This window comes from Hoyosella altamirensis (assembly GCF_014191505.1).
Taxonomy (GTDB): domain Bacteria; phylum Actinomycetota; class Actinomycetes; order Mycobacteriales; family Mycobacteriaceae; genus Hoyosella; species Hoyosella altamirensis.
This window is the reverse complement of the sequence record NZ_JACHWS010000004.1, coordinates 135806-149537: the sequence shown is the minus strand read 5'-3', so window position 1 is coordinate 149537 and position 13732 is coordinate 135806. Positions and strand designations below refer to the sequence as shown.

Here is a 13732-nt window from a genome sequence, read left to right as displayed (position 1 = left end):
TACTCACCATTGTGGATCACGCCGGATTTGTACTCTCGCGGCCGCACCGAACCCTGGTGGCATCTGGGGTGCGCGCCACTTATGGGGATATCGCCGCAGCCCAGTCTGCGCTGCGAACCGGATCAGCCACGATCGTTGTCGGTGCGATCCCCTTCCGCGCGGAAGATCGCTGCGCTCTGATTAGCCCTGAGCGGCACGAATTCCACAGCGGCCCGTGGCAGGCTCCGCCTGACCTGACGCCACTTCCGCGCGGGCAGGTCGTTGCCGAAAGCCCCGCGCCCAGTGAGCACATCCGAGTCGTTGAAAAACTTCTGTCGATGGTTGATGCGCGAATACTGGAGAAGGTGGTGGCGGCACGATCTGTGCTCGTGAGCTGTGATGCCGACATTCCACCGCTGTCGCTGCTCGCTCGTCTTGTCGAACTCGACCACGTGGGGAACGGGTTCTGCGCTGATCTCTCGCCCGCAGGTGCGCCGTACACCGACAGCTACCTGGTCGGAGCTAGCCCCGAAACTCTGATTCGCCGCGAAGGCATCACCGTTTCGTGCTGGCCGCTCGCAGGGACGGCGGCACGTTCTACAGATCCGGCCGTCGACGAAGCACGCGCCGCGGATCTGCTCGCTTCAGTGAAGAATCAGCACGAACACGCGTTCGTCGTCGACTGGATGCGTGCCCGGCTAACCCCGCTGTGCAGGGAACTCACAATCGGGAGTACGCCCGCCCTCTTCGCCACTCCCGACGTCTGGCATCTCGGCACCCCCATCACAGGTGAATTGCGCGACAGCGGAACCACGGCGCTCGACCTTGCCCTGGCGGTTCACCCCACACCGGCGGTGTGCGGTACCCCGCATGAGGCCGCGATGCGCGCGATCAATGAGCACGAAGGCAGTCGCGGCTTCTACGCTGGGGCCGTCGGGTGGTGTGACGCGGCCGGTGATGGCGAATGGATGGTGGCCATCCGCTGTGCGGAACTTCGGGGCGACAACGCCCGTGCTTTCGCTGGTGGGGGGATTGTCCGAGGTTCGAAACCGCACGACGAACTCGCCGAAACAACGGTGAAACTGCGCACACTGCTCAGCGCTTTCAGCGCCGAGGGTGAAAAGATGCTAAAAACTACCTAAGGACACGCTCGACACGTCTATGGGTTACATCACAGCAATGCTGGGCCATGCTAGTCGAAGGCACTACTCTGGATTTGGTCAGGCAGAGCAACGAGGAGAGTTGATATGAGGTTTTTGATCCCCGGGGCAATTAGTGCCTTCGCGGGCACGACTCTCGCGTTCGCTCTGGTGATCACGGGCACGACGTTTGCCGAGCAGAGCGCGCGCCCCGATATTGACCGTGTCGTGCAGGAACAGGACAGCCTGCTGAACCAGCCCGAATACGGAACGCGCTAGCAGCGGCCGGACATCCAGGGGTTTTGATACCCGAACTCTCCCGTCAATCATGCAGTCCATTGCCGCGGCGTGGGCTGCTTCTTGCGTTCGGTATTGCTCTGCTGCTGAGTTTCGCGCAGTCTCCTGGCCTGATTGTTGCGGACACCAAGCTTGATCTTTCGGTCGATCCGCTGGGCTTTCTCGGTCGCGCGGCACACTTGTGGAGCAGCCTGTCCCCCTTCGGGCAGGTACAGAATCAGGCTTACGGCTACTTCTTTCCCCACGGTGCATTTTTCGTCGTCCTCGACTCCGTGGGCATCCCAGCCTGGGTAGCGCAGCGACTCTGGTGGGCACTCCTCCTGACTGCGGGGTTCTGGGGCATCATCCGTGTCGCGGAAGCCCTGGGAATCGGCAGCCGCCCCTCTCGCATCATCGCCGCGACAGCGTTTGCACTGTCACCCCGCGTGCTGACGACGATCGGAGCGATCTCGTCGGAAACCACACCGATGATGCTCGCGCCCTGGGCGTTGCTCCCCGTGATACTCGCACTTAGTGGGACATCACGCCGTCCGCTCTGGCAGCTCGCGGCTGGGTCCGCCCTCGCGGTGGCATGCATGGGCGCGATCAACGCGGTCGCGACGGCGGGCGGCGCCGCTGTTGCTCTGCTCTGGTGGCTTGCCCATCGCCCGAACCGGCGCTGGCTGGTATTCACCGCATGGTGGGTTCCGTTCGGTCTAATAGCAACCCTGTGGTGGGTGATCCCGCTCTTTCTCATGGGGGCTGTCAGTCCACCGTTCCTGGACTACATCGAATCAGCAGGGACGACGACACGCTGGACGTCGCTGGTCGAGGTGCTCCGCGGAACCGACAGCTGGGCACCGTTCGTGTCACCCGACCGAGTCGCTGGAGCGGCCCTTGTGACGCAGCCGGTGACCGTGCTGGCGACCGGTGCTGTCGCAGCGGCCGGGCTCGCTGGCCTGTGTATGCGAGGTATGCCAGCGAAAGGGCGGCTCGTCTTCATCCTTGTCGTCGGCCTCGCCGGTATCGGGGCGGGTTACGCCGGGGATCTGGGCTCTCCGATTGCGGAGCAGGTTCGCGCATTCCTCGATGGCAGCGGGGCGCCGCTGCGGAACGTTCACAAGATCGAGCCGCTGATCAGGTTACCGATCGTGCTCGGAATTGCGCACCTGCTAGGACGCGTGCCGCTCCCCGGTGCGGTCCGGAGCGATGAGTGGCGGACCGCCTTCGCCCGCCCTGAGCGTCATCCCCTTGTCGCTGTCGGCACGCTGACAATCCTTGCTCTTGTCGTGGCCACTTCTGTGGCGTGGACGGGCAAGCTCGCACCACGGGGTGCTTACAGCGAGATTCCGGACCATTGGGAGCAGGCGGCCGTCTGGCTGGCTGACAACGCAGGAGACGGTGCTGCAGCGGACCGCGCGCTGGTTGTGCCCGCGTCACCGTTCGGGTCGCAGACGTGGGGCCTGACGCGTGATGAACCGCTCCAGCCGCTCGCTCAGACCCCATGGGGGGTGCGGGATGTGATCCCGCTGATTCCGCCCGGTGGCATCAGGTCGCTCGACGCGATACAGCGCGTTCTGGCCGACGGCCGGTCATCCACTGGGCTTGCTCCGGCACTGCTCGCACAAGGGTACCGCTACCTCGTCGTTCGAAACGATCTTGATCCGGAATCTTCGCGCGCTGTTCCGCCACTTCTGGTCAGACAGTCGCTGCAAACTTCTCCGGGCTTCGAGAAGGTCGCCGAATTCGGTGACTCTGGTGACTCTGGTGACTCTGGTGACTCTGGTGACAACGCGCGAAACTCAGCGGTCCGGGGCGCGGGCTTGCGTGTGCCGCTCCCCGCGGTGGAGATTTACCGCGTCACAGTGGGGAAAGAATGGCCGTCAGGGCCCTACCTGACCGAAATCGATTCCATCCCAGTCGTTCAGGGTGGCCCCGAGAGCCTCGTCCGGATCAACGAAAGACCCGAGACCGACGGCGCGCCGATGCCCATTCTGATCAGCAGCGACGCTGAACATGCCGAGCTTCCGATCGGCGGGGTGACGGTGACCGACACCCCAAAAGCCCGAGAGACCGACTTCGGCAGAGTCGACCACCAGCGCTCGGCGGTGCTCGCGCCTGAGGACCCGCGCCGTACCCAGAACCGGGTCCCCGACTATGCCGCGAGTGCACCGCTCATCGTCGCCGAGTCCGACGGAGCGAGTGTCACAGTCTCCTCCTCAGCGGGGGACGCCGCCCAGCTTGGTCCCGTGCGACCCGGCCGCGGTCCCGCATCTGCTGTGGACGGAAATCCCGATACTTCGTGGCTGAGCACCACTTTTCAGGCCGCAGTGGGACAGTGGCTGCGCCTGGACTTCCCCGAACCTCTGGAGAGGGTCCTGTTGCGAGTTACGACCAGCCGGGACGCGATTGGTCCGACGGTACGGGTACTCGACGTGACTACCCCCAACGGGTCGACAACCGCGATCGTCGAATCCGCAGGTGAGCCGGTCACTGTCGCTGTCCCCGCGGGCCCCACTGACTGGATTCGGATTACTGCGCGAAGCACCGACACTGGAACACCGGGGGATCAGTTCGGCATCGCCAACGTCGCAGTAGAAGCGAACGGCCGTGAGGTCCCCGTTCGCCGGATCCAGACGCTGCCGCCACTAACCACTGAAGCACCAGTCACCGCCTGGGAATTGGGTCAGGAGTTTCCGGGAAGACGCGCCTGCGTCGATGGTCCAGACCAGGTTCTTTGCACGCCAGACTTAGCCCACGCCCCCGAGGAAGCGGGCGAGTTGAACCGCCGCATCGTCGTAGAACAGACTGCCGAAGTGACCCCCCAGATGACGGTCCGCGCTGTCCCCGGTGGTGAACTAGATGAGCTTCTCACCGATGAGAGCGCCCTGTCCGTCGAGGGCACCAGCAGCATCAACGATCCACGCGGGAGCGCGTTCGCTGCGGCAGACGGCGACCCGGCCACGGTGTGGTACGCGCCTCTGGGCTCGACTCCCGACGATGACACGCGGCCCAGCCTCACGCTGCGACTCCCTGAGCCTGAGATGGTGCGCGCCGTCAGGATCACACCCGCTCCCGGACCGGCGCCAGCACGACCGACAGAAGTCCGGGTCAGCAACGGGAATAGCGCTGTCACAGCGAGTCTGCGCGCTGGTGAAGACACTGTCGTCGAGATGGAACCACGCACCACAAGCAGTGTGACTGTGACACTGACCGACTGGGAACAGGTCCGCACACCGGATCTGTTCGGCTGGTCCCCCGTCATGCCACCAGGGCTCGCTGAGCTCGCGATTCTTGGTGAGGGCAACGAAATCGCCGTCCAGCGAGCTGACGAAGACCGGATCATCGAAATCGGCTGCGAGAACGGGCCCGAAGTAAAGGTCGGCACCGCCAGTGTCCGGATGTCAATTGCGGCCAGCGCTTCCCAGCTTCGCTCCGGAGCCCCAGTACCCGCCGAATTGTGCGGGGACGAAGCACTGCCTTTGCCCGCAGGCCAGGTAGAAATCACCGCCGACCCCGGGTCGCCTTTCATCGTCGATACCCTGACGCTCGCTGCCGAACCTTCGGCACCAGTCGCGGCCACGGCGGTCGCACCTGACGTTGTGAAATGGGAAGAAACGCAACGTACCCTAGCGATCCCGGATGCCGACACAGACCGGATCCTCGGTGTGCCGGAAAGCTACAACGATGCGTGGACAGCCACAGACTCCAATGGGATGGTGCTGACGCCGGTCCCCGTTAACGGGTGGCAGCAAGGCTGGATCGTGCCGTCCGAAGTTTCCGGCGAGGTCACGCTGACGTTCGGCTACGACCAGATGTACCGCACGGCGCTATTTGGCGGTCTCCTCCTCATTGTGCCGCTCATCTTTCTGACAGTGATACCCGCGCGTTCAGGACGCCCCAGGGATGCGGCGACTCCGTGGACGCCGCACCTACTCGCCCCACTCGGCGCACTCATCGCTGTTTTCGTCATTGCGGGCCCGGTTGGTGCAGCCATCGCCGCGCTCCTCGCGGCCACCACGGTAGCCGTGAGGAAGCGCTGGGGACCCGCTACCGCTTCTCGCCTGCTGACAGGGATCTCCGCTCTGGCAATGGGCTCGGCAGCAGCGGCACTCTCCACCGGCCCGTGGCGTGCCCCTTCAGGCTATCTGGGCCATTCAGGATGGCTTCAGCTGCTGGCTTTCTTGGCTGTCACAGCTGTAGTGATCGCAGCCTTGCCACCATGGAGGCGAGGTTCCGGCAGCACGTGAACAGTGTGCACGACCGAGGGCCGCTCACCGAGTTCCTTCTTGCGCGCCTCCCACCCCCGCAGCGCGCGGCGGGACGGCTCCTCGACCAGCGCATAGCTCACCGACGCCACCGCCAGGGACAGCACCACCGTCACTGCGAGGACGGGAATCATGTACCCGGAGAACGCGGGGACGCCCAGAATCGGGAACGCCACCATCAGAATCGCGACGTGCCAGAGAAAGATCCCGTAGGACCACCGCCCCACCATGAGCCCGGCAGGGCTCGCGAGTATGCGATGCCTGTGGCCAGGTTCCGCAAGAGCGATCGGCGCAAGCAGCGCGAAACCGAGGACTGCTCCGCAGAAGATCTTCACCGCGTACTCGCGGGGGTGCAGTTCCACCAGACCAGGTGGACCTGCAAGTGGTGAGACCGACACCGCGAAAGCGGTAAGCGCAGCTATCGGCATCACAAACCGAACGCGAACAATCCTGACAACCGCGGGCGCGGGCGCCACGGCCAACTCGGCCAGGATCATCCCCGCGGCGAACCAGGACAAATAGCCCGGAAGCCAATTGTCGTGGTGCACGCCCGCGGCTGTTTCGATCGGCACGTACTTCCACGCGAGACTGGCGACTGCCGTGAGAAGAATCACGGGTATTCGCCAACCCGCGTACCGTCCGCGCAGGCGTGCAAGCAGGACAGCGATGAGGGGAAGCGCGAGATAGAACGCCATCTCCACTGACAGGCTCCACATCTGTGTGAGGCCCTCGACGAGAGTGAAAGGCGTGTACACCTGAGTGAGCGTCAGGTTGGCAAGCCACACCTGCGCGTTCGACGCGCGCGCCTCGGGGAGCAGCAACAGGACCAAAATGACCACCACGAGATAGGCAGGCATAATGCGCACCAGCCGATGGCGGACATATCGGGCAATTCGCGGCGGGTCCGAAAAACCCCGCGCCGCACGCGAATGCGGCCGCCACAGCAGGTAACCCGAAAGCGCGAAGAACAGGGCGACCGAAAGATCGAATCTTCCCCACACGCGACCCAGGACCGTATCGGTGACTTCACCAGTCTGGAATGCAACGTGGGTGAGCATCACGCCGAGCGCAGCGGCACCGCGCATCCCTTCGAAAGCGGGCAAGAAACCCGCTGACCCCGCGACCGCAGGCCGGATATCGGGGCTGCGGTCCTGCTGCTTGACGTTCATTTCCCATCCAGTGTGCCGGGGAACAGCAGATCATACACATACGCGGCCACCGATAGGTATCGAATTGAGTCCAACATGCAGCCCTGATGTGCTTTCGTCTGGACGTTTACTGCTGGGAACCTGTTAGGGTCGGGGCGCGCTCGACTGCGCTGAACGATTTCAGAGGAGAAACCGAATGACATCACGCCTTGGGGGCTCGCAGCGTTTGATCGCGTCCGTGCTCGTAGGCCTCGGCGTTTTCCTCCTTGTCAGCGCTGTACTGCTTCCGCTCTACACGATCCCTAAACTCAAGAAGCTGCCCCTCGACTACGAGGCGGTTCAGGTGTCAGAGGGGACGGGGGCGTTCCTCGACTCGGCCGCGTTGCTGTCGGGCGACGGGGAGGACGCAGTCGACGCGGATATCCCACTCCGTCAGCAGTTGTATGTCACGGTCGAAGACCCAGCGGACAGCGATGTCGCGACGTTACAAGGCGGCCTGACCCTTCTGCGCGCAGACACGACGCCCGGGCGGGGACTTCTCAACGCGAGCATCGACCGCGTCACTGTGGATCGCTCTACTGCACTGCCGACCAATGACCCTGCCGGTTCGCTCCAGACAGACCGGGAGCGCCCCGCCGAGCAGCTTCCGCGCGACGGCCTGCAATACAAGTTCCCCTACGGCGCGGGAAAGCGCAGCTACCCGTTTTTTGATGTGATGTCACGGTCAACCACCAACATTGACTTTGTTGACGAAACGTCAATCGACGGTGTGACCGTCTATCACTATCAGCAGGAACTTGAGCCGGTAGATCTCTTCCGGGCAACGAGAGACCAGACGAACCGGGTCGGGCTAACCCGCGATGTGTGGGGTGTCAGCGAAGAGGGCGACGCTGATGGCAGTGAAATCCTCTTTATGAACCGGTTCTCCACCACCACGCGCGATCTGTGGGTTGAGCCGGCGAGCGGTGTCATTGTCGATTCGCGTGAGCAGGTCACTCAGTTCTTCGGGACCGGCCCGGACGATGTCGCGGTACCTGTCATTTCTTACGACACCCGGTATACCGACAACACGGTTAGCAGCATGCTCTCGATCGCGCAGCAGGAACGTGACCGGGTGGGGCTGGTGTGGAGTGTCGGCCCAATCTCCATTGCCGCTCCATGGCTTGTTGGTTTCTTCGGACTGCTGACGGCGGGCTTCGGAATCCTCATGGGCATTTCCGCGTCCCGCCGCGACGAGTCCGCCGCGGAGTCCGGGGAGACTGCCGGTGAAACAGCAGTCGAAGATGAAGCCGCCGCAGACGACGATCCTGCTGTTTCGCTGTACATGCCGCATGAGGACACACAGCATCGCGAAATCGACGATATCGACACCGCTGAATTCGAGTCTTCAAGGCATGACACCCCCTGAATTCCTACTGCGGTGGCAGCCCGGCCAGTTACCTGTCACCGCCGGAGCGATGCACTGACGGTGGCGAGTGCAACCCCAGTTGTCGCTGTGGCACAGCAAATCGCGACGATCAAGAACGAGGTGATCGTGAGCGGCAGAGTAAGCAACAGGATCGCCTCGATCCCAAGGCCTGCCCACGCAACGAGGGACACTGCTGTGCGGTCACGTGCGATAGCCGACAGCAGAACCCCCTGCAGGATCGCGAGGACCGCGCCCTGGGCCGCGAACAGCCACAGCAGACCGACTATCGGCCGATAATCTTCCCCCACCAGGAACGGGACTACCGGAGCCAGCACTGCCGCCCCAACGACCATCGCAACTCCGAGCCCCGCGAGGACGACCACGATGAAGCGCACAGCCGATTTGGTCAGAGCAGGGTTCGCCATTCGCGGGAAGATCACTATGCCCACCGCGTGGGGTAGCCAGAACGCCACTTTCGCCGCAACCGCCCCCAGCGCGTATTGGCCCGCGAGTGTGTCCTCGAAAACTACCCTGGCGATCACGAGGTCCAGCGAGGTGAACACGACGATTGCAAGCTGGATGTGCGATGCGCGCAGCACTGTCATCACGCTGAGACGGCGCGTGTCGCTGTCTCGAACCGGTCCGTTCGACTCGACCGCAGTAGCTCTCCGGACCAGCATATTCGCGCCTGCTGCCGCAACAGCGGCTCCTAGCGCCGCGGCGGCAAGCGCGACCGCTGGCCCGCCCCCTAGAGCGAGCGCCACCACAGCCGGTGAAACCCGTGCTATGCCCGCGCCTGCCAGCACAACCGCGAGTTCACCGAATCGCTGCTGGCCTTGCAGGAGGCCCTGCTCAGTTGCCAGCAGCACCAGGACCGGCGCCGCAAGCAGAGCCGCCGCGGCGGCCGCGACCGAGGTGTTAAGGACAGCGGCGGTCACTGGAACCAGCAGAACTGCGATTGTCGCCACCAGGACGGCGTTCGCATAACCGAGCCGCCGCAGCTGAGCAGTGCGGTCCCGGCCAGCGAGTCTCGAGGTGACGACCTCACGAGCGATGACCATCTGCAGAGCCAGGGCCGGCACCGCGATGATGAGCTGCGCCGCGAGCAGGCTCGCGAATTCGCTGTATCCCGCCGGGCCGAGCCATCTGCTCGCAGGCAGATGCAGAAGGTAGGCGGCAGCATTCGCCGTCATTGAGCCGGCTGCGACAACGGACACCCCAGCGACTACCGCGCTTCGCTGGGACGCCACATTCATCCCACCATCATGGCGTGTTGTCGACTTAACTACGACATTGGCGGTTTATGGTGCCGCAATGCAGGTAGCGAAGCGTCACCAACTCATCGCACCCGCATATAGCGCGCTTCTCGCTCTGATCATCCTCGCTCCGCTCCTTCGACCCGGCTACCTGCTGTTTCGTGACGCCGTCAGCACGCCACGGTCGTACCTGACCGATTCCGCACTCGGTCTCGGCGATGCGGCGCCACGGGCAGTTCCGCAAGACTGGCTCCTGAGCACGCTTTCACGGTTCATCGACGGTGGCCTGATAGTCGTGGCGATATTGTTCCTCGCGCTTATGCTCGCTGGCTGGGGCGCTGCCGCACTGGTTCGTGCGGTGCTGACTCGTCCGGATTCCGGGCTCAGCGCCGGGCCTGGTGCAGAATGCGCCGCGGTCACGGTGGCCATCTGGAATCCCTACGTCGCTGAACGGCTTCTGCAGGGACACTGGAGTCTGCTGGTGGGCTACGCGGCCCTCCCGTGGGTTGCGGTGGCAGCCGTTCGCATCTCGCGCGGCGACAACGCTGCGTGGCTCCTGCTCGCTTTCAGCATCGGTTGCGCGGCACTGACCCCGACGGGTGCAGTCCTCGCGCTCGTGCTCGCTTTGAGCCTCATTGTGGGCGACTTCCGGAACCACCCGGTGCGCGTCGTGGGCGTGCTCGGTATGGGTGCTATCGCCGCGCTGCCCTGGCTCACCGCCGCGCTCGTCAGCGGGACACCTGGTGTTTCTGGTCGAGCCGGGGCGGAAGCATTCGCTGCGCGTGCGGAACCGGGTCTGGCGACTCTCGGCAGTCTTGCCGGTCTTGGCGGTATCTGGAATGCGGAATCCGTGCCGCTCAGCCGCACCACCCCAGTCGCCCTGCTAGCAACCGCTTGGTTACTGGGACTCGTCGCACTCGGCGCCTGGCAACTGTGGAAGGCCCGGGCTGCGGAGGCACGGCCCTTGGGTATCGTCGCCGGGCTCGCGGTTGTTATGCCCGCGCTAGCGGCCACTCCGGCTGGCATTTCCGCGCTCGCGGCAGTGACGTCGACACTCCCTGGCGGCGGCCTTCTACGTGACACACAGAAGTTCGTCGCACTTGCGATGCCGTTCTACGCCCTGTGCGTTGCGGCGACCGTCATCTTCCTGGCCCGCGCTGCGAGCAGCGGCCTCGCCGTCGCTGTGCCAGCCCTCGTCAGCGGCATCCTCATCGCTGTGCTGCCAGACCTGGCCTGGGGCGCGGGTGGCCATATCCGCCCGGTCCACTACCCGCCCGGCTGGGAGGCCGTCGCACAGCATGTCAGCACTGGACCACCGCACGGGGCAGTCGCGGTTCTGCCCGCCGGGATGTTCCGCGTCTTTCCCTTCGCTGGCAACGTGGTGGCGCTCGATCCTGCGCCACGCCTTCTGCCGCGCGACGTTCTCAGCACCGGCGACCTCATCGTCGGCGGCGAAGTCGTTCGTGGTGAAGGTGAGCGTGGCCAGCGCGCACAGACCGCACTCCTCGAAGGAGAAGGCCCCGGGAGGCTCCTCAGTCTCGGCGCCGCCTGGGTACTCGTCGAGCACAACACCCCCGGACTCCACGGCGCTGCCAGCGATACGCTGGCGCAGCTCGAACAGGTTTACTCAGATGATGACCGGACGTTGTACCGCGTGCCTGGTGAACCAGCGGACTTCTCGGCGTCCACCGCCCAGCGGAACACCGTCGTCGCCGCACACTGCGCCTGGCTGGTGCTCACACTCGGCAGTGGTCTGATCCTGCTAGCGCAGCGGCGCCGAAGTTCACGCGGAGCGGGCAGCGTCAGCGAACTCTGACGGAGCGGTGTTGACGAGGCCTGCTACAGGCTTGCCTGCAGCTGCCGACTCGAGCACTGTTCGAACACCTTCTGCGCACAGATCCCAGGAGAATTCAGACGCCCGGATCCTCGCTTTTTCACCCATGAACAGTCGCCGCGGAGCCTCGGCGAACAGGCCTTCGATGGCCTCGGTCAGCTCCGCCGGTGTCGCCACCAGATGACCAGTCACCCCGTCGATCACCGAATCTGTGAGGCCCTTCGACGTTGCGTACCCCACTGTAGGCACGCCGTGCTGTGCAGCTTCGATCACGGCAAGCCCCCAGCCCTCCTTGCGGGATGGCATCACGTGTACCCAGCTCCGCGAGAGCAACTCATGCTTACGTTCTTCGCTGACGTGCCCGTGGAAGGTAACTGACGACTCGATTCCGAGTTCGCGCACTGAATCGCGCAGCGGCTGCATCCACCATCCGTCCCCGATCACATCTAGCTGAACGTCGGGATGCGTTGCCCGCAAACGGGCGACCGCATGCAGCGCGTCCTCGATCTGCTTGTGCGGCACCAGCCTGGACAAGACGCACAGCCGAGGTTCAGCTGAGCGTGTCCGCACGGAACCTATCTGGACGCTTGGCGGAATCGCGTCCGCACCTGCGCGGACAACCGCGATCCGGTCAGGACTGACGCCGAGCCCGCCGAGTTCCTCTGCCGATGGCAGCGAAACAGTAAGGTACTGGCTTGCCTGATGCACTCGCGGCGAGAGCCACGATTCGATCCACCACCCAAGTTTGCCCAGCAATTTGCCCGCCACGGGCCATTGCTCACGGTGGCAATGATGCACAAGCAGAATCACCGGGACTGCGGCGATGAGGCGCGCAAAGAACGGGACACCGTTCTGCGTGTCGATCACAACATCCGGTCGTACCGTCTTGAGGGGCCCAAATCCGAGTCGTCCCGCGAGGATCGCGAGCAACGCGCGAGGGTAAACAGTCAGGCGGCCACCGCCACGGCTGATGAACATGCCGTCGCGGATCTCAGAGCGAGCGGAACCTCGATACCGTGAGGTGCGCAGCGTCACGCGGACCCCCTGCGCGGCGAGAGCGGCGCCAACTTCTTCGAGGTAGCGTTCGCTCCCCCCACCCAGCGGGTGGCGAGTGTCTCGCCAGCACAACAGCAGTACTTCCCGCAATCGTCGCTCCCAACATCACGACCGCCTGCTCCCTTACCACGGCGCCTCCCCAGGCGCTGTGAAACGTACAGGGCGGTTCTGCCACACAATAGACCCGCTGACCATGCTCACGGAACGGCTTAGGACGGGGTGTCCCAATCCGTAACAGTCCGTAGGCTGTATCGATGTGCGCAAGCTAGTCGTTACCAGTCCCGCTGCCCGCCAGTTCGCCCGCCGCGCTACTTTGCGCCGCTCAGTCGGATTACTCAGCGATTTCAAGTATGAGCAAACTCGGCCCGACGTCTTTTACGGGGCCATCGCTCGCGACTCAGCGGACATGCTCAGCGACCTGTATCAGCAGGTCAACCGTAAAGGCATCGCTGGAACGGTCGTACTCGACGTCGGCGGTGGCCCCGGATACTTCGCCGACGTCTTCGCCGAGCGCGGCGCGCACTACCTCTCAGTCGAACCAGATCCGAGCGAAATGCACGCCGCTGGAATTCAGTTCTCAGGTTCGGCTCGGGGTTCGGGCATGGCCTTGCCCATCCGGACATCGAGCATCGACATCTGCTTCTCTTCCAACGTCGCCGAGCATGTGGCGACACCGTGGGACCTGGCCGGCGAAATGTTGCGTGTCACCCGTCCGGGAGGGCTGATGGTGCTGTCATACACACTCTGGTGGGGGCCGTTCGGCGGTCATGAGACAGGCCGTTGGCACTATTTCGGCGGCGAATTCGCGGCACGCCGATACCGCCGTCAACACGGCAGGGAACCGAAGAACCGATTCGGCGTTTCGCTCTTCCCGATCACTGCCACCGCGGGTCTGCGGTGGGCAAGGTCAGTGTCTTCGGCTGATGGGCAAGCTGATCTTCTCGCCGCGTTTCCCCGCTACAACCCGCGCTGGAGCTGGTGGACGACGTCAATTCCCGGTCTGCGCGAACTACTCGTCAGCAACCTGGTGCTGGTTCTGCGTAAACGCTAGTTCTCGTTCTCGAGCCGAAAACCCACTTTGAGCCCAACCTGGACATGGCCAACTTGACCGTCGGAGATGTGGCCGCGAATTTCCGTCACTTCGAACCAGTCAAGCCCCCGCAATGTCTGCGAAGCCCGGTTGATCGCGCCCTTGATTGCGTCGTCGATGCTATCGGGCGATGAACCCACGATCTCCGTGACGCGATACGTGTGGTCGGACATGAATCCTCCTCCGTGCCGGGTTGATTGCCTGTCCCATTCTTTCGTTGTCTGCGCGGCCTTGTGCTCGTTTCCGCACACCTGTATGGATTCACAGGAAACGAGACA

At 64.0% G+C, this 13732-nt stretch carries 10 protein-coding genes; 6 read left to right on the top strand and 4 right to left on the bottom strand.

The window, feature by feature from the left end:
* The first annotated feature begins 11 nt into the window (after window positions 1-11).
* The 3 genes from FHU29_RS19830 (at window position 12) to FHU29_RS19820 (ending at window position 5644) form a co-directional block, all read left to right on the top strand.
* Window positions 12-1121, top strand: a complete 1110-nt coding sequence (locus tag FHU29_RS19830) for an isochorismate synthase (protein WP_074390679.1) — start codon at window positions 12-14, stop codon at window positions 1119-1121.
* Window positions 1122-1226: 105 nt separating this feature from the next.
* Window positions 1227-1397 carry a DUF2613 domain-containing protein gene (locus FHU29_RS19825; protein WP_013808901.1) on the top strand — a complete coding sequence of 57 codons (171 nt, stop codon included), beginning with the start codon at window positions 1227-1229 and terminating at the stop codon, window positions 1395-1397.
* 59 nt (window positions 1398-1456) lie between these two features.
* On the top strand, window positions 1457-5644 hold the full coding sequence (locus tag FHU29_RS19820) for a DUF3367 domain-containing protein (RefSeq protein WP_083962063.1): 4188 nt from the start codon (window positions 1457-1459) through the stop codon (window positions 5642-5644).
* Here the strand turns inward: FHU29_RS19820 and FHU29_RS19815 are convergent.
* Window positions 5563-6831, bottom strand: a complete 1269-nt coding sequence (locus FHU29_RS19815; RefSeq protein ID WP_074390681.1) for an acyltransferase family protein — start codon at window positions 6829-6831, stop codon at window positions 5563-5565. The genes FHU29_RS19820 and FHU29_RS19815 overlap by 82 nt on opposite strands.
* 175 nt (window positions 6832-7006) lie before the next feature.
* Between FHU29_RS19815 and pgfA the strand changes: the two genes are divergently transcribed.
* Window positions 7007-8218, top strand: coding sequence for a cell envelope lipid trafficking protein PgfA (gene pgfA, locus FHU29_RS19810; RefSeq protein WP_064438409.1), 1212 nt, complete (start codon window positions 7007-7009; stop codon window positions 8216-8218).
* 35 nt (window positions 8219-8253) lie between these two features.
* Here pgfA and FHU29_RS19805 read toward each other — a convergent pair whose 3' ends face one another.
* Entirely contained in the window at window positions 8254-9474 is a 1221-nt protein-coding gene (locus FHU29_RS19805; RefSeq protein WP_064438410.1) for a polysaccharide biosynthesis protein, read from the bottom strand.
* Window positions 9475-9532: 58 nt separating this feature from the next.
* On the opposite strand from FHU29_RS19805, the gene FHU29_RS19800 reads away from it, so the two are divergent.
* Window positions 9533-11290 carry an MmpA family trehalose lipid delivery protein gene (locus FHU29_RS19800; RefSeq protein ID WP_064438411.1) on the top strand — a complete coding sequence of 586 codons (1758 nt, stop codon included), beginning with the start codon at window positions 9533-9535 and terminating at the stop codon, window positions 11288-11290.
* Here the strand turns inward: FHU29_RS19800 and FHU29_RS19795 are convergent.
* Window positions 11258-12454, bottom strand: coding sequence for a glycosyltransferase family 4 protein (locus FHU29_RS19795; RefSeq protein WP_064438412.1), 1197 nt, complete (start codon window positions 12452-12454; stop codon window positions 11258-11260). The two genes, FHU29_RS19800 and FHU29_RS19795, sit on opposite strands and share 33 nt — an antisense overlap.
* Before the next feature lie 166 nt (window positions 12455-12620).
* On the opposite strand from FHU29_RS19795, the gene FHU29_RS19790 reads away from it, so the two are divergent.
* Window positions 12621-13415, top strand: coding sequence for a class I SAM-dependent methyltransferase (locus FHU29_RS19790; RefSeq protein WP_064438413.1), 795 nt, complete (start codon window positions 12621-12623; stop codon window positions 13413-13415).
* On the opposite strand, the gene FHU29_RS19785 is transcribed toward FHU29_RS19790, so the two are convergent.
* Window positions 13412-13627, bottom strand: coding sequence for a dodecin (locus tag FHU29_RS19785; RefSeq protein ID WP_064438414.1), 216 nt, complete (start codon window positions 13625-13627; stop codon window positions 13412-13414). The two genes, FHU29_RS19790 and FHU29_RS19785, sit on opposite strands and share 4 nt — an antisense overlap.
* Window positions 13628-13732: the final 105 nt, after the last annotated feature.

Excerpts from the sequence above, each read along its gene's own strand:
- pgfA (WP_064438409.1), top strand. The coding sequence starts at position 7,007 with ATGACATCACGCCTTGGGGGCTCGCAGCGTTTGATCGCGTCCGTGCTC.
- FHU29_RS19825 (WP_013808901.1), top strand. The coding sequence starts at position 1,227 with ATGAGGTTTTTGATCCCCGGGGCAATTAGTGCCTTCGCGGGCACGACT.
- FHU29_RS19805 (WP_064438410.1), bottom strand. The coding sequence starts at position 9,474 with ATGAATGTGGCGTCCCAGCGAAGCGCGGTAGTCGCTGGGGTGTCCGTT.
- FHU29_RS19785 (WP_064438414.1), bottom strand. The coding sequence starts at position 13,627 with ATGTCCGACCACACGTATCGCGTCACGGAGATCGTGGGTTCATCGCCC.
- FHU29_RS19815 (WP_074390681.1), bottom strand. The coding sequence starts at position 6,831 with ATGAACGTCAAGCAGCAGGACCGCAGCCCCGATATCCGGCCTGCGGTC.
- FHU29_RS19800 (WP_064438411.1), top strand. The coding sequence starts at position 9,533 with ATGCAGGTAGCGAAGCGTCACCAACTCATCGCACCCGCATATAGCGCG.